Origin of the sequence: Pantoea sp. Aalb (assembly GCF_009829985.1) — a bacterium.
Taxonomy (GTDB): domain Bacteria; phylum Pseudomonadota; class Gammaproteobacteria; order Enterobacterales; family Enterobacteriaceae; genus SZZU01.
On record NZ_SZZU01000001.1, the window covers coordinates 583,720 to 601,232 of the forward strand.

14 protein-coding genes are annotated in these 17,513 nt (G+C 28.3%); 4 read left to right on the forward strand and 10 right to left on the reverse strand.

The window, feature by feature from the left end; translation table 11 throughout:
* The first annotated feature begins 33 nt into the window (after positions 1-33).
* The 4 genes from FD728_RS02335 to dxs all read left to right on the forward strand — a co-directional run bounded on the left by FD728_RS02335 (position 34) and on the right by dxs (position 6,412).
* Positions 34-1,398, forward strand: a complete 1,365-nt coding sequence (locus FD728_RS02335) for an MFS transporter (RefSeq protein WP_159934380.1) — start codon at positions 34-36, stop codon at positions 1,396-1,398.
* Positions 1,399-1,810: 412 nt separating this feature from the next.
* Positions 1,811-2,734 (forward strand): 2-dehydropantoate 2-reductase, encoded by a 924-nt coding sequence (gene panE, locus FD728_RS02340; RefSeq protein ID WP_159934382.1) that lies wholly within the window; start codon positions 1,811-1,813, stop codon positions 2,732-2,734.
* Positions 2,735-3,631: 897 nt separating this feature from the next.
* A complete protein-coding gene (gene ispA / locus FD728_RS02345; protein WP_159934384.1) occupies positions 3,632-4,531 on the forward strand; it encodes a (2E,6E)-farnesyl diphosphate synthase in 900 nt (299 codons plus the stop codon).
* 18 nt (positions 4,532-4,549) lie between these two features.
* A complete protein-coding gene (gene dxs / locus FD728_RS02350; RefSeq protein ID WP_159934386.1) occupies positions 4,550-6,412 on the forward strand; it encodes a 1-deoxy-D-xylulose-5-phosphate synthase in 1,863 nt (620 codons plus the stop codon).
* A 72-nt stretch (positions 6,413-6,484) separates the two neighbouring features.
* Here dxs and thiL read toward each other — a convergent pair whose 3' ends face one another.
* The 10 genes from thiL to brnQ all read right to left on the reverse strand — a co-directional run bounded on the left by thiL (position 6,485) and on the right by brnQ (position 17,062).
* Positions 6,485-7,474 (reverse strand): thiamine-phosphate kinase, encoded by a 990-nt coding sequence (thiL, locus tag FD728_RS02355; RefSeq protein ID WP_159934388.1) that lies wholly within the window; start codon positions 7,472-7,474, stop codon positions 6,485-6,487.
* Between the two features lie 47 nt (positions 7,475-7,521).
* Positions 7,522-7,941 carry a transcription antitermination factor NusB gene (nusB, locus tag FD728_RS02360; RefSeq protein ID WP_159934390.1) on the reverse strand — a complete coding sequence of 140 codons (420 nt, stop codon included), beginning with the start codon at positions 7,939-7,941 and terminating at the stop codon, positions 7,522-7,524.
* A gap of 25 nt (positions 7,942-7,966) precedes the next feature.
* Positions 7,967-8,440 (reverse strand): 6,7-dimethyl-8-ribityllumazine synthase, encoded by a 474-nt coding sequence (gene ribE / locus FD728_RS02365; RefSeq protein ID WP_159934392.1) that lies wholly within the window; start codon positions 8,438-8,440, stop codon positions 7,967-7,969.
* A 77-nt stretch (positions 8,441-8,517) separates the two neighbouring features.
* Positions 8,518-9,627, reverse strand: a complete 1,110-nt coding sequence (ribD, locus tag FD728_RS02370; protein WP_159934394.1) for a bifunctional diaminohydroxyphosphoribosylaminopyrimidine deaminase/5-amino-6-(5-phosphoribosylamino)uracil reductase RibD — start codon at positions 9,625-9,627, stop codon at positions 8,518-8,520.
* A gap of 362 nt (positions 9,628-9,989) precedes the next feature.
* On the reverse strand, positions 9,990-10,958 hold the full coding sequence (gene secF, locus FD728_RS02375) for a protein translocase subunit SecF (RefSeq protein ID WP_159934396.1): 969 nt from the start codon (positions 10,956-10,958) through the stop codon (positions 9,990-9,992).
* A 14-nt stretch (positions 10,959-10,972) separates the two neighbouring features.
* Positions 10,973-12,820 (reverse strand): protein translocase subunit SecD, encoded by a 1,848-nt coding sequence (secD, locus tag FD728_RS02380; protein ID WP_159934398.1) that lies wholly within the window; start codon positions 12,818-12,820, stop codon positions 10,973-10,975.
* A 29-nt stretch (positions 12,821-12,849) separates the two neighbouring features.
* The gene (gene yajC, locus FD728_RS02385; protein WP_159934400.1) at positions 12,850-13,185 is read right to left on the reverse strand and encodes a preprotein translocase subunit YajC; all 336 of its coding nucleotides are present in this window, start codon (positions 13,183-13,185) and stop codon (positions 12,850-12,852) included.
* A 69-nt stretch (positions 13,186-13,254) separates the two neighbouring features.
* On the reverse strand, positions 13,255-14,382 hold the full coding sequence (tgt, locus tag FD728_RS02390; protein WP_159934402.1) for a tRNA guanosine(34) transglycosylase Tgt: 1,128 nt from the start codon (positions 14,380-14,382) through the stop codon (positions 13,255-13,257).
* A gap of 57 nt (positions 14,383-14,439) precedes the next feature.
* Positions 14,440-15,504, reverse strand: a complete 1,065-nt coding sequence (gene queA / locus FD728_RS02395; protein WP_159934505.1) for a tRNA preQ1(34) S-adenosylmethionine ribosyltransferase-isomerase QueA — start codon at positions 15,502-15,504, stop codon at positions 14,440-14,442.
* A 226-nt stretch (positions 15,505-15,730) separates the two neighbouring features.
* Complete coding sequence (gene brnQ / locus FD728_RS02400) at positions 15,731-17,062, reverse strand: branched-chain amino acid transport system II carrier protein (protein ID WP_370516247.1); 1,332 nt, start codon at positions 17,060-17,062, stop codon at positions 15,731-15,733.
* Positions 17,063-17,513: the final 451 nt, after the last annotated feature.

Sequence of the window (17,513 nt, forward strand, 5' to 3'; positions counted from 1 at the left end):
ATAAAATATTATTTTGAATTTATAGGAGTTAAAATGAACGATAATAAAATGACTCCAGTAGAACGTCGTGCTACATGGGGGTTAGGTATAATCTTTTCTCTACGTATGTTGGGAATGTTCATGGTTTTACCAGTACTAACGACGTATGGTATGACACTACATGATGCTTCTGAAGTTTTGATTGGTCTAGCAATTGGTATTTATGGTTTAACTCAAGCATTATTTCAAATTCCTTTTGGTCTACTTTCTGATTATATTGGTCGAAAACCAATAATTATTAGTGGATTAATACTTTTTATTATTGGTAGTGTAATTGCCGCAAATACTACTTCTATTTGGGGCATTATTTTAGGCAGAGCATTACAAGGATCTGGTGCTATTACTGCTGCAGTAATAGCATTGTTATCAGATTTAACTAGAGAACAGAACCGTATCAAAGCTATGTCTTTTATTGGCATTAGCTTTGGAATTACTTTTGCTATAGCTATGATTATTGGACCAATAATAACTCATATATTTGATTTACATGTATTATTTTGGATAACTGCAGTTCTTGCTGGATTCAGTATTATAATTACTTTAGTAATTGTACCTAATGCTAAAAATCATATATTAAACCGTGAATCGAACATGGTAAAAGGTAGCATACTTAATATATTAACTAATCTAAAACTCCTAAAAATAAATATAAGTATTTTTTACTTACATATTCTTTTAATGTCATGTTTTGTAGTATTACCATCCCAATTTACAAAGGTTGGTTTTTCAACTGCTGAACACTGGAAATTATATTTAATAACCATGCTAATTTCTTTTATCATTGTAATGCCATTAATTATTTATGCTGAAGTCAAACGCTGTATTAAACGTGTATTTATTAGTTGTATAATTCTTATACTTATTGCAGAAAGTATATTATGGCATGCAAGTAATTATTTTTGGTCAATAGTAGTTGGTATACAACTTTTTTTTATTGCGTTTAACTTTATAGAAGCTATATTACCATCATTAATTAGTAAAGAATCACCGATTGGTTATAAAGGCACTGCTATAGCTCTTTACTCTACTAGCCAATTTCTTGGAGTAGCTATAGGAGGAAGTATAGGAGGATGGATTTATGAAATATATAATGCAAAAAATGTGTTTTTATTTGGAATATTAATTACATTATCCTGGCTATTTATTAGTTTCTCAATAAAAGAACCTCTTTATCTTAGTAGTTTACGTCTCGCTTTAAATAATAAAAATATAGATATTTTAAATTTAGAAAAATGCTTAAAAGAACATCCAGGTATATTTTCTATTCTTATTGTACCTGAAGAAAAAAGTATTTATCTAAAAATAGATACAAAAATAACGAATCGTGTTGAACTAGAAACATTAATGAATAAATTTTAATGTAAAAAATATATGACTATTTTATTAAATTTAATAATTATTTTTTATTTTAGATTGCATAAAATTTTATAAATACTAATATTAAATTTTAATAACACTAAGTATTATTAATTGTTTAATTAATATTATCTTTATATTTCACACTCATATTAATTATTTTCTTTTTATTCAAAATTAAATAATTTTCTAATTATTTCAAAATAAATACTAAAATTCATGCTGTATATGAAATATATTATCAAGTTAATTGTATATTGCTTATTCATTATAATTATATTTTAAAAAATGATCTTAAAAATATTTTTAAATTTTCTTGATACTAAGATTATATACATAATTAAAATTTTATTTTTTTAAAAAAAATTATATATATCAACCTATATTATTTTTAAAAAAAATCGGTGGAGGTAAAATGAAAGTCACCGTTTTAGGTTGTGGTGCTATAGGTCAAATTTGGCTATCTTCTCTTGCACGCCAAGGACATGAAGTACAAGGATGGTTACGTGTACCACAACAATACTGTTCAGTAAATGTAATTGATATACAAGGATGCATGAACAATTATAATTTTATTGCTAACGATCCAATATTCTTGGCAGATAGCCAATTACTTTTGGTTACGCTTAAAGCACAACAAGTTTTTCTTGCAGTAAAAAATTTAACAAATTTTCTACCAACCTATGTTCCAATTTTATTATTAAATAATGGAATGGGAATACTAGAAGAACTTAAAGATTTACCACATCCTATTTTATGTGGTATAACAACACATACAGCGATACATGATGGAAGATTGATTAAACATACAGTGAAAGGAATAACCCATATTGGTCCTACGAATCGAAAAAGTGCATCAATGAGTAATATTGCTGATATTTTACATCAATCACTATCTGATGTTGCTTGGCATGATAATATCACTTCTACTTGTTGGCGTAATTTAGCAATAAACTGTATAATTAATCCTCTTACTGTACAATATAATTGTAAAAATGGTGAATTACGCACTTATTCTACACAGATTATTAATCTTTGCGAAGAAATTGTTCGTGTTATGGAAAGAGAAGGACAACATATTGCAATCGATAATTTACATGATATAGTCTATGACATACTAGAGAAAACAGCGACTAATATATCATTAATGCTACAAGAAGTTCGTGAACAACGTCAGACAGAAATTGATTATATTACCGGCTATTTACTACGCCGAGCACGTGCCCATGGAATCAAATTACCAGCGAATAGTCGTTTATATGATCTTATTAAACAGAAAGAACTACAATATAATTACTATCAAATTATAGATTATAATCTACCTAAAACATGGAGTTAAAAATATAATTTTTTTTATTTTATGGCTCTTATAGTAAGAAAATAAATTAATTTCAATTATATTTGTTTTAAACACTAAACATTTAAATCAATTAAATTAATAAAATTTTTTTATATTTAGTAGTATTTATAATACTTATTCTTTTAACTAATATAAGGTATTCTACCTTTTATACTTAATAAAGTAAACTGATATATATTAATATTAAAATATATTATAAAGATAGTATGTATTATATATAAAAAAATAATTATATTCATTTAATAGTATTAATATTTAAAATATATAATTTAACACTATATAGATAGTAAATCATATTATTTAAAATAAGCTAAAAACTTTATGTGAAATAATTGTAAATTATAGCAATATAATTTATATATTGAAGATAAAAAATTATTTTTTTATTCTTTTTTTTAAAAAAATTAAAGTCCATAATTAATTTTTATTAAAATAATAAAATATATTATATCATTAGTTGAATATCATATATCAAAATAAACATATTTTATGTATAAATATATAGTAAATTATATTTACTTTATTCAAATGTTATTTAATTTATTATTAAATGATACTATCATATCAATATTAATTAATATTATTTAAGTTTATTTTAAAAATATTTTTATTTTATAGTTCAATAGCGCTGATGAATAGTAATTCAATTAAATTTTATAACTTAAAATTTATATAAAAAAATCTTTTAAAATAAATTATAGATAATATCTAAATTATATTTTTTATAATTAAATATAAAAAACATATTCTACATTCAAGATTGAAAGTAAATAATGGTTAGTACTATTTACTTTATAGTAAATAAAGTATTATATGAACTTTGTTTCTTAAATGAGAATCAATATTTAATGTTTTTTCTTTATCGGAAAATAACTAATGAATTTCGATAAATCCCTAAGCGATTACTATGAGCATATAAATCTAGTATTGAAGCAATTAATAGATTCACTTCCTTTTCAAAATTCTTCTCTTATTAATGTTATGCGATATGGAACAATACTAGGAGGTAAACGTCTACGTCCATTTTTAGTTTATGCTACTGGTGAAATGTTTCATGTTGACTTAATAAGTTTAGATGCGCCAGCTGCAGCAGTTGAATGTATTCATGCCTATTCGTTAATTCATGATGATCTACCAGCAATGGATAATGATACTTTAAGACGAGGTCAACCAACATGTCATGTTAAATATGGAGAAGATATGGCAATTCTTGCAGGTGATGCATTACAAACGCTAGCATTTTCTGTTTTGGCTGATAAACCAATGTTGAATGTAAGTGTAAATACACGTGTTGCAATGATTTCTGAATTAGCACATGCTAGTGGAATAAGCGGTATGTGTGGGGGACAGGCATTAGATTTGATAACAGAAGGACAAAGTATTGATTTAATACAATTAGAACAAATTCATAATCATAAGACAGGAGCTTTAATTCGTGCTTCGGTACGATTAGGAGCATTAGCCGCTGGTAATCGTAGCCACGCTGTATTACCAGTACTAGACATATACGCTAATGCTATTGGATTGGCATTTCAAGTTCAAGATGATATTCTCAATGTTATAGGTAATACTACTATATTAGGAAAAACTCAAGGAACAGATAGAATACTAGAAAAAAATACATACCCAACATTAATGGGCTTAGAGAGAGCATATGGTAAAGTTTGTAGCTTATATGATGAAGCAATAAAAGCTCTAAAAACTTTAGAATTACAATCTTATAACACCAATGCATTGCAAGCTTTAACTAGCTTTATAATTAAACGCGATAAATAATTTGATAATGAGTTTTTGATGAGTTTTGATATTTCAAAATATCCTATGCTAGCGTTAGCAGGTACAGTTCAAGAATTACGTTTATTGCCAAAAAGAAAACTCACATTATTATGTGATGATTTACGTCAATATTTGTTAGATAGTGTCAGTAAATCTTCAGGTCACTTTGCTTCAGGTCTTGGTGTAGTAGAATTAACAGTAGCTCTACATTATGTATATAACACTCCATTTGACTACATAATATGGGATGTAGGTCATCAAGCTTATCCACATAAAATTCTTACAGGACGTCGAGACTATATTGATACTATACGTAAAAAGAACGGATTGCATCCATTTCCATGGCGAGATGAAAGTGAATATGACGTATTGAGTGTTGGCCACTCTTCAACTTCTATAAGTGCAGGACTAGGTATGGCCGTTGCCGCTGAAAGAGAAGGAAAAAAACGTCGAATAGCTTGTATTATTGGAGATGGTGCAATCACAGCTGGGATGGCATTTGAGGCAATGAATCATGCAGGTGATATTAGAACTGATCTTTTGGTTATACTGAATGACAATGAAATGTCTATATCCGAAAATGTTGGTGCATTAAATAATAGATTAGCTCAAATCCTTTCTGGAAAAACTTATTCTTTTTTACGAGAAAGTAGTAAGAGAGTTTTAAATGGAATTCCACCTATTAAAAAGCTCCTTAAAAGAACTAAAGAACATTTAAAAGGAATTGTAGTACCATGTAAATTATTTGAAGAGCTTGGTTTTAATTATATTGGTCCAATTGATGGACATGATGTACTATCATTAGTAAGTACTTTAAAGAATATGCGTAATTTAAAAGGTCCACAATTTTTACATATAATAACTAAAAAAGGTAAAGGTTATGCTCCAGCAGAAAAAGATCCAATAACTTGGCATTCAGTACCAAAATTTGATCCAGCTAGTGGTATATTCCCAATAAATACACCAGAAATATCTAGTTATTCACAAATTTTTGGAAACTGGTTGAGTGAGATGGCTGCTAAAGATCCATATTTAATAGCAATAACTCCAGCAATGCGTGAAGGATCTGGCATGTTAACTTTTTCCCGTTCTTATCCGACACAATACTTCGATGTAGCAATTGCCGAACAACATGCTGTAACATTTGCTGCTGGAATGGTAATTGGTGGATATAAACCAATTGTAGCTATCTATTCTACTTTCTTACAACGTGCATATGATCAAGTTATTCACGATGTAGCAATGCAGAAACTATCAGTATTATTTGCTATTGATAGATGTGGCATAGTTGGAGCAGATGGACCAACACATCAAGGAGTATTTGACCTTGTTTATCTACGATGTATACCAGGTATGGTGATTATGAGTCCAAGTAATGAAAATGAACTTCGTCAAATGCTATATACAGGATATCATTATCAAGATGGACCAAGTGCAGTACGTTATCCACGTGGTTGTGGTACTGGAGTAGTACAGGAACCTTTAAAAAAATTGCCAATTGGTAAAGGTATTATAAAACGTTATGGTAAAAAATTAGCAATTCTTAACTTTGGAACACTGTTGTCTGAAGCGTCTATAGTAGCAGAAATACTTAATGCTACATTAGTAGATATGCGTTTTGTTAAACCATTAGATGAAATACTGATTACACAAATATCTAATAGTCATAATGAATTAATTACTATAGAAGAAGGAGCTATTAAAGGTGGTGCTGGAAGTGGTGTTAATGAATTTATTATGTCTAAACGTTTACGTATATCAGTACTTAATCTTGGTCTACCAGACGAATTTATTCCTCAAGGTACACAAGAAGAAATACGACATGACTATAAGCTTGATGCTATTGGTATTGAACAACAAATAATTGATTGGCTATCATAATAAATATAATCTTAATAAATTAAAAAATTAATTAAAAATTAACATAAACAAGTTTATTTAGTGAAAATTGATCTATTTGCTATAAAAGTGATCAAATTCCTTATAGTTAGAATTAACTAATTTACCATTATTAAAAATTGTCAATCCATTCGATTTAGATGTAATATATCCAATACAAGTATAAGGAATTGTAAAATTACTCATAGATAGATCTAATTTTTTACGATTAATTTTCGGTACAGTAAAACATAACTCGTAATCTTCTCCTCCGCTCAGTGCCCAATTTAATATATGTTGTAAATCAAAATTATTTTGTAAAATTGATGAAAGTGGTAGTGATTCTAAATTAATACGTGCACCAACATGACTAGCATTTAGAATATGCCTAATATTAGAAAGTAAACCATCTGATATATCAATAGCGGAATTTGCTATATTACGTAAAGCTTGACCTTGTAAAATACGTGGCGTAGGCCGTAAATGGCGATTAATTAATATTTTACGTATAGATTGATTTTTAAAATTATTTTTTTGTTGTAAGAGTGATAAGCCAGCTGCACTATCACCAAGTGTTCCGGTAACAAAAATCCAATCTCCTAACTTAGCACCAGAACGTTTAATAGCATGGCCAACTGGGATAAGACCATATATACTAATAGTTATACTGAGCGGACCACATGTAGTATCACCACCAATCAATTGAATTTTATAATAATCAAGTAAATTAAATAAACTATTGCTAAAAGATGCTAACCAATGTTCATTAACTTCAGGCAAAGTAAGCGATAATGTTATCCATACTGGCTCAGCTCCCATTGCTGCTAAATCACTTAAGTTCACTGCTAATGCTTTATAGCTTAAATCAGCAGGATTAATATCCTGAAAAAAGTGAGTTCCTTCTACCATAGTATCAGTGCTAATAACAAGAGTGTTGTTTTCTGGTATATTCAATAAAGCACAGTCATCACCAATTCCTGTTTCTATATTGTATTTAAAATTGTTATTAGTATTAGTAGTACGATGAAAATAACGTTCAATAATTTGAAATTCACTACAAGACATGAATAAACTCTCATTAAAATGCTATTGATTAGTCATTTATTGTCTCTTTATTTTCTATAAGGTCGAATATTTGGAGCTAATTTATCTAGCACACCGTTAATAAATTTATGACTCTCTTCTGCACCAAAAATTTTTGCTAACTCAATGCTTTCATTTATAGCTACTTTATAAGGGATATCATAACGTTTACTTAATTCATATACTGCAATCCGCAAGATAACCTTTTCTATTGGATCGAGTGATTCTAATGTACGTGATAGATAAGGCTTAATTAAATAATCTAGATATATACTATTATTAACTACACCTAGTAATAACTCTCGAAAGTATCTAATGTCAACATTTTTGATATTTTGTTCTTTAATAAATTGACATTCAACATCAAAAATATTGTTATTAGATAATTGCCAAGAATATAAGGCTTGAACTGCACATTCACGAGCACGACGACGAAAAACAGGATTCACAACATTATCCTTACAAAATCTATTTTCAATGATTTTTAATCATTTTTAATAAATTAATCATTTCAAGTGCAGTTAAAGCTGCTTCTGCCCCTTTATTACCTATTTTAGTACCAGCACGTTCAATTGATTGTTCAATGTTTTTTGTTGTCAATATACTAAAAGCTACAGGAATATCACTATTTATTGCTATACTAGAAATACCAGAACTTGCTTCACTAGCAACATATTTAAAATGCATCGTATGACCACGAATAACAGTTCCTATTACTACAATAGCATCATATTTACTAGACTTTACTAAAGCACGTGTTATTAATGGTAATTCATATGCACCAGGAACCCAAATAACGGTAATATTTTCTGATTTTACTTGTCCTATACGCTTTAAAACATCCAAAGCACCATCTAACAAACTAACGTTAATAAATTTATTAAAACGAGTTACAATAATAGCGATATTTGCATCAGGTGCAGCAACACCAGCTTCTATAAGATTCATATATATCCTTTAGTTATTCTTAACTTTTATTATTAAATAATTCTTTAATATATTTATTAATAAATTGAGGTTTATTATTAATGGTTACAAGGAATCAAAGTAAGGCACAAATCTTTATCTACTCTATATACATTACTAAAATATAATTTATAAGCATCAACTAAATTTTTTAAGTCTGGTAAAATACACATATTACGCGCATTATGCCCTAAAATTTTAGGTGCCAAATAAATAATTAATTCATCTACTAATCCTATTTTTAATAAAGCACTAGTTAATTGTGGACCAGCTTCTACTAAAAGATTGTTAACTTGACGTTGGCCAAGCAAGCACATCATTTCTTTTAAATTTAAATATTTGCCAAGTTGAGATACTATTATTTGACTAACGTATTCTGGCCATCTAAAATCTATTATTTGACTTCGTATCAGCCAAATGTCATTAGGTTGATTAAAGAGCTTATATTTTGTTGTTAAACGATGTTGATTATCGATTACTATACGTATTGGTTGTCGAAGTTGATATCTATCTATTTGATGACGAATATTTATGTTTAATTCTTCCCAACGTACTGTAAGAGATGGATTATCAACTAATACTGTACTACTAGAAGTAAGAATTGCTGAACTCTGAGCTCTCAAACGTTGTACATCACTTCTTGATGCTTGAGAAGTAATCCACTTACTTTCTCCATTAGCCATTGCGATTTTTCCGTCAAGCGATATAGCTAATTTTACTTGAATCCAAGGCAATCCTGTTCGCATACGTTTTAAAAATCCACGATTAAGTTTTTCTGCTTCTTGCATCATTAAACCGCAGTTAACATCAATGCCTGCATTTTGTAAACGACGTAATCCTCTTCCAGATACTAATGGATTTGGATCTTGCATGGCTACCACGATACGACGCACACCTGCTGCTATTAATGAATCACAACAAGGAGGTGTATACCCATAATGATTACAAGGTTCAAGTGTAACATATACAGTTGAACCTTTAGCTCTACTACCGGCCATCAGTAACGCACATATTTCAGCATGTGGTCCACCAGCACGATGGTGCCAACCTTCTCCGATGATATTACCATCGCGCACAATTAAACAGCCCACATTAGGATTAGGTGTAGTAGTAAATTGTCCGCGATGTGCTAACTTTAATGCTAATGACATATAGCGTTCATCGAACATTCATCCATCCTATAAGATTATAAAATAATTTTTTTTGCTAAATTTTCAAAAAATAGTAAATATACTACACTTTAATTGTATTTTTATAATGAAATAATTTTCAATTGATTAGAGATTTTCTTTGTTTAAAAGAAAAGATATATTTAATTCAAAATAATGTTTATAGTATTTCAATATTTAAAATAAATGTAGATATAATATAAAACTATAATACAAAGGCTAATATTTTTTGATATAGCACTAGCTTCAACTATCTTACTTATTATTATTAATAAAAAAAATTATTATTAATAATAATATATAAAATATTCATAACCTAATGTACTGACAAAATAATGCATGTATTCCAGATATCAAAAACATTATGGTAAAATAGAAGAATGATCATCACCTTCTTTTTCAATTTGATGTATTAACATGTGTTCACGTTTCATTCCTAGTTTTAAAGCAAGTGCAGAAGAAATATATATAGATGAAAAAATACCTATAATGACACCAATTAACATAGTTAATGAAAAACTTTTTAGCATTGAACCGCCAAATATAAATAAAATTAATATCATAGTTAATGTAATAAGAGAAGTAATTATAGTTCGACTCATTGTTTGATTTAATGATAAATTTGTTATTTCATAAGAAGAACTATTATTTATTTTGCGAAAATTTTCACGGATACGATCAAAAACAACAATTTTATCATTTAATGAATAGCTAATTACAGACATTAACGATGCGATAATTGTGAGATCAAGTTCAATATAAAAGAATGATAAAATGCCACATGTAATAATAATATCATGAATCAAGGCTAAAATAGTACCTAATGATAAACGCCACTCAAACCGAAAACCTATATAAACAAGAATAGCAATAAACGCTAATGAAATAGCTATAATACCAGTCTGTGCTAAATCGTTACCTACACTTGGACCTACAATTTCTATTCTTTTTATAATAACTTTTTGATGTAAATTATTATTTATAAATACAATAACTTTTTTTCTTATTTCTTGACTCGATAATTTATTATAGGATGTGATTCTTATGATTACATCAAGATTACTACCAAAATGTTGTACTATTGGCTTTTGAAATCCTAGTTCAATCAAACCTTTACGTAAAAAATCTAAATTAATTGGTTTTTCTAAACTAATCTCAATAACTTTTCCGCCAGTAAAATCAATACCCCAATTAAATCCTTTTGTGCAAATAATAGTACCTGAGATTAAAAGAAATAATATAGAAGTGATTAATGCTATCTTATTCCAAGACATAAAATTTATGATTTTACTATCATATCTAAGTTTTTTAACACTATATGTTTGTAACACAATAAATATTAACCTCAAATAGATAGCTTATCGATACGTTTTCCACCATATATTAAATTTACAATAGCACGAGTACCAACGATAGCTGTAAACATAGAAGTAATAATACCGATAGCAGTAGTTATAGCAAAACCTTTGATTACACCATTACCAACAGTATATAGAATTATAGTTTTTATTAAAGTAGTGATGTTAGCATCAAAGATGCTAGAAAAGGCTCCTTTATAACCCTCATTAATAGCCTGTTGGACAGTTCGGCCATTGCGTAATTCTTCTTTTATACGTTCATTAATTAGAACATTAGCATCGACTGCTACTGCTAATGTTAATAATATACCAGCAAGTCCAGGCATAGTAAGAGTTGCACCAGGTAATAATGACATAATACCAACAATTAGTATTAGATTGCATAGAAGTGCACTAGTAGCTATAAAACCAAACTTTTTATAAAAAAATATCATAAAAATAATACATACAATTAATCCACATAAACATGCTTTAAAACCTTGTATAATATTTTGTTGCCCCATAGTTGGACCAATAGTACGTTCTTCTAAAATTTGAATCGGTGCAGTTAATGCGCCAAAACGTAATAATAAAGATAAATGACGAGCTTCATTTATATTATTAATACCTGTTATCCGAAAATTTTTACTAATACGAGATTGAATTTTTGCTATATTAATGATTTTTTCTTGTTGTATTAAAATTTCACGATTATTTATATCTTTCTTTCCACTACCTTTATATTCCTTAAATAAAGTAGCCATCACTTTTCCAATATTGTTTTTAGTAAAATTGAACATAATATTACTACCAATATTATCTAGTGAAATATTTACTTGTGGTTGGTTATATTCATCCATGCTATATGTAGAATCAATAATATGGCTTCCACTTAAAATAATACGTTTATATAGTATAACTGATTTACCATCACTTGTCTGCTTCACTTCAGAATCTATTGGTAAATTACCATTAACAGATGTAATTGATGATATGTCAGTATTTAATAAACGAAATTCTAACGTAGCTGTCGCTCCAATAATTTCTTTAGCAAGTGCAGTATCTTGAATTCCAGGTAGCTCTACTATGATACGGTCATAACCATAACGTTGTACCAATGGTTCAGCTATTCCTAACTGATTTACACGACTACGTAAAATATTAATATTTTGCTGTATTGCATATTCATATTCTTGATTGATATATGAATGAGTTAGCATAACTTGTAATTTATTCGTATCTCTTTTTAAGATATCTAAATTATGATTATGTAGCGTTAGATATGTAATAGCTATATTACGACTATCAACGTTTTTGAAGAATATTTCTATACCATAATTAGTGATTTTTTTAAACTTAGTATAATGAATATTTTCATTTCGTAAATTTTCACTAAGAGTATCAATATATTGATTCTGCAATTTTTCTAATACGGCTTTCATATTTACTGCCATTAAAAAATAAACTCCACCACGTAAATCAAGACCTAGTTTCATTGGTTCTGCAGATATCATTTTCAACCAATTAGGTGTAATTGGAGTTAAATTAAGAGTTACTACGTAATTTATACCAAGTATATTAGCTATTAATTCACGAGCATGTAACTGTATATCAGTATTAGTAAAACAAATAATTATCATTCTATTTTTTAGAATGATAGACTTACCTTCAATATTATTGTTTTTCAATATTTTCTTGGTTTTATCTAATGTTTGTTGATTAACGCTAACACCGTGCACTCCAGTAATTTGAATAGCTGGATATTCTCCATAAAAATTAGGAAGAGCATAAAGCAAGCCGACTATAATAACAATAATCAGCATGATGTACTTCCATAAAGGATAACGATTTAACACAAACACAAAGTTCCTGTTAAGAATAAAAATTATAATGCTTTAATTGTACCTTTTGGTAAAATTGAAGCTACAAAGTCTCTTTTAATCATTACTTCAGTAGTATCGTTTAAAGCTATTATAATATAATAATTTTCAATTATTTTAGTAACACGACCAATCAAACCACCCGTAGTCAATACTTCATCACCTTTGGAAATAGAATCCATTAATTTTTTATGATCTTTTGCTCTTTTTTGTTGTGGTCGTAAAATCATAAAATAAAAAATAAGACCTAAAAATACAAGCATCATAATTAAAGAATAGGGATTCTCTTGTAAAGGAGTATTTGTTCCTGATGCTAAGGCGGTACCAATAAAAAAGTTCATTAAATTTCCTTCATTATCATTATCATTTATATAATAATTATTGACACATCAGTAAGTAAATGAGCTAGATTATATGCTGCTTAACGGCGGCATAGCTTTATCAATACGTTGATAAAAATTGGAAACAAAATGCTCTAATTTTTTTTCTTCAATAGCATTGCGTAATCTAGTCATTAAATTTTGATAATAATGTAAGTTATGAATAGTATTTAAACGTGCACCTAGTATTTCATTACAATGATCAAGATGATGTAAATAAGCACGGCTATAATGACGACAAGTATAACAATTACATCCGTATTCAATAGGTAAAGTATCACTTTTATATCTAGAATTACGAATTTTTAAAATACCATCATTAATAAAAAGCTGTCCATTACGTGCATTACGTGTCGGGATAACACAGTCAAACATATCAATGCCACGACGTACACCCTCTACAAGATCTTCTGCTTTCCCTACTCCCATAACATAACGAGGTTTATTATATGGAAGTTGAGGACATATTTGATCTAGTATGCGGTACATTACTTCTTTTGGTTCGCCAACTGATAAACCACCTATGGCATATCCATCAAAACCAATTTCTATTAAACCTTTTAATGATAAATCTCGTAAGTCTTTAAAAAAACTACCTTGAATAATACCAAATAAAGCATTTTTATTACCTAAAAAATTAAAATAATCACGACTACGTTTTGCCCAACGTAGTGACATTTCCATAGAATTTTTAGCTAAAGACCAATTAATAGGATATGGCGTACATTCATCAAAACTCATTACTATATTAGCATCAAGATCATATTGAATGGCCATTGATTTTTCTGGATTAAGAAAAATAGAATCTCCATTAATTGGATTACGAAAATGTACTCCAGCTTCTGTAATATTACGAATTTTACTTAAGCTAAAAACCTGAAAACCACCTGAATCAGTAAGAATAGGTTTTTTCCATTGCATAAAATTATGCAATCCACCGTGTAATTTAATGATTTTTTCACCAGGACGCAACCATAAATGAAAAGCATTACCTAAAATAATTTGTGTGCCAGTATTTAATATTTCTTCAGGGCTCATACTTTTAACTACACCATATGTTCCTACCGGCATAAATGTGGGGGTTTCTACAATTCCACAATCAAACACTAAACGCCCACGACGTGCATGACCGTCGATAGTATATAATTCAAAATTCACATTTGTCTCATTTAGTAGATAGATAAATAAAAATTACTTACTGAGATTCCAATATTTTTAATTAGATGCTTTAGGATTATGGGTTATATACATTGCATCTCCATAACTAAAAAAACGATATTGTTCTAAAATTGCACTATGATATGCTTCCATAGTATGTTTATAACCAGCAAAAGCTGATACTAACATGAGCAAAGTTGATTTCGGTAAATGAAAATTAGTAATAAGTGCATCAACTATACGATATTTATATCCCAAATAAATAAAAATTTGAGTATTATCAAAAAATGGTGCAATAAGAGTATTTTTACATGCATTAGCAGCACTTTCTAATGAACGAACTGATGTTGTTCCTACAGCAACAACTTTATTACCACGTTCTTTACATGAGATAATAGCATCTACTACCTCTTGCGATACTTCGGCATATTCAGAATGCATTATATGTTCTTCAATAGTTTGTACACGTACTGGATAAAAAGTTCCTGCACCTATATGTAATGTAATAAATACAATATTTACACCTTTTGCTTTTAATGCATCTAAGAGCCACCTATCAAAATGAAGACCAGCAGTAGGAGCTGCTATAGATCCAAGGTGAGTCCCATATACAGTTTGATATAACTTGTAATCTATTTTTTCTTCTAAACGACGTATATATGGAGGTAATGGTATATGACCTATACTGTCTAAAATGTTTAGTAGAGTACGATCATCTTCAAATATTATTTCAAATAAATTATTGTAACTAGTTATTATAGTTGATTTTACTTTTTTTTCATTTTTATCATCACCAAGTAATAGTTTCGTACCAGCTTGCAAAACCTTAGAGGATCTTACATGTGCTAATACTCTACTATCATCTAGCATGCGTTCTATTAGTATCTCTACTTTTCCACCACTAGGTTTACGTCCATAAATACGAGCAGGGATAACACGTGTATTATTTAAAACTAATAAATCACCTGAATTAAGTTTATGCAATACATCAGTAAACATATTATGACTTAATTTACCGCTAGGACCATCTAATGATAATAATCGACAATAACTACGTTTCCTAGGAGGATATTGAGCAATTAAATGTTTGGGCAATTCAAATGAATAATCTATTACACGCATCATTTATTTATATAATATATAAAAAACTTTAAATTAATCATCTTTAATTAATTAGTAAAAAGTATAAAAAGTAGTAAAAATATCATTATATACTACCTTCCTAGTTAATTAAATGAAAAATAATTCATCATTCAGGTGGACTAGGAACATATAAAATATATAGAAGTAAATGACTTACTTAAATAATATTAATTTATGTTTTAATTTTAATGAAACGTAATAACTCTTATTCTATATTTATTGTTGACTTAATTACTTTAAGTCGATCTATTATTATAACTATAAGTAACATACTTAATGAAGGTAACAACCAACAGAGTCCTTGGTCAGATAATGGGATATATTTATTAAATAATGAAAAAAAATATTGAAATACATTTTTAAACTCTGTAGCTTTAATAGAATCAAAAATACCAAATATTAAACTGACAATCATGGTGGGAACTATAATATGTTTACTATTATTCCACCAATTTATAGTAAAACTTAAAATGACTAATACTATACATGGTGGATATATAGCTGTTAGCACAGGTATCGAAAGTTTAATTAAGTGGCTTAAACCTAAATTTGATACAATCATAGAGAATAAAGTTAAAATAAAAACCATAATGTTATAAGAAACCGATAATTGATGGGCAAAGAACTCAGCACATGCACAAGTTAAACCTACAGCAGTAACTATACAAGCTATAAAGATTAATGCTGCTAAGAAAAAACTACCCATACTTCCAAAAGTCTGTTGTACATAAGCATGTAAAATTTCTGCACCATTAGCATTTTGATTTATTATCATCCTACTATCAGCACCAAGCTTAAATAAGCTAAGATATACTAAAGTTAATCCGATGCCAGTAATTACTCCAGATAAAATAGTATAGCGCATTAATAAATTAGTTTCTCTTACACCACGAGAACGAGCTGCATTAACAATAACTATCCCAAATACTAATGCACCAAGCGTATCCATAGTTAAGTAGCCATTGATGAATCCATTAGAAAAAGCAGATTGAGGATAGTGATTTGTTGCTGGAGCAATACTTTCAACAGGGAATAAAAATACTGCACTCCCTAAAATAGTTAATGCTATAATTTTTAGTGGAGCTAAAACGTGTCCAATAGTATCTAGTAATTTACCAGGATGAAGAGATATTATAGTTACTAATACAAAATAAATAAAGCTATATATAAAAAGCTGTAATATGCCATTACCTATTAATGGAGCTGTACCTACTTCAAAAGATACTGTAGCAGTACGCGGAATTGCAAATAATGGACCTACTGCTATATAACATACTGTTGCGAGTACTAATCCTGCAAATTTACCAATAGGTAAACTCAATGCATCGATCCCTCCACCTACACGTGCTAAAGCTATAACTGTAATAACTGGTAAACCGACAGCGCTGACTAAAAAGCCAAATGCAGCCATCCAAACATGTTCGCCAGATTGAATACCAACCATAGGTGGAAAAATAATATTACCTGCACCAACAAATAGAGCAAATGTCATAAATCCTAGTGCAAGAATATCTTTGAAAGGTAACCGACGATATATCATAAATTTTTATAATGCCTATAGCTAAATGTTATTAATGAGTTATATACAGATGAAAATTAAATTTAGATTATTAATTTAGTAGTAAACAATATAACCAATTATGCAATATCAAGCTTTTTTTGAACATGCACTGTTTTTAATAATAATTATTATCATTAATTTTTTATTTAATTTTATATGTTTATTTAAAGAATAATGCAGTATTAAATATAATATTAATTATAATTATTTATTATATAAAAATTATAACTTATAAAATTATTTAATTGTTTATACCAAATATTCATCAATAATACAAATTATTAATTTTTATTAAGTTAAAATTTTTTATATAATAAAACTATATAATAGTTAATATCTTAAATATTAAAAATAAAATAAAATCAATTATTTAATTTTTACTAACTAAAAAAAGTATTAAATAATTTAATTATTATACTAACTAGTA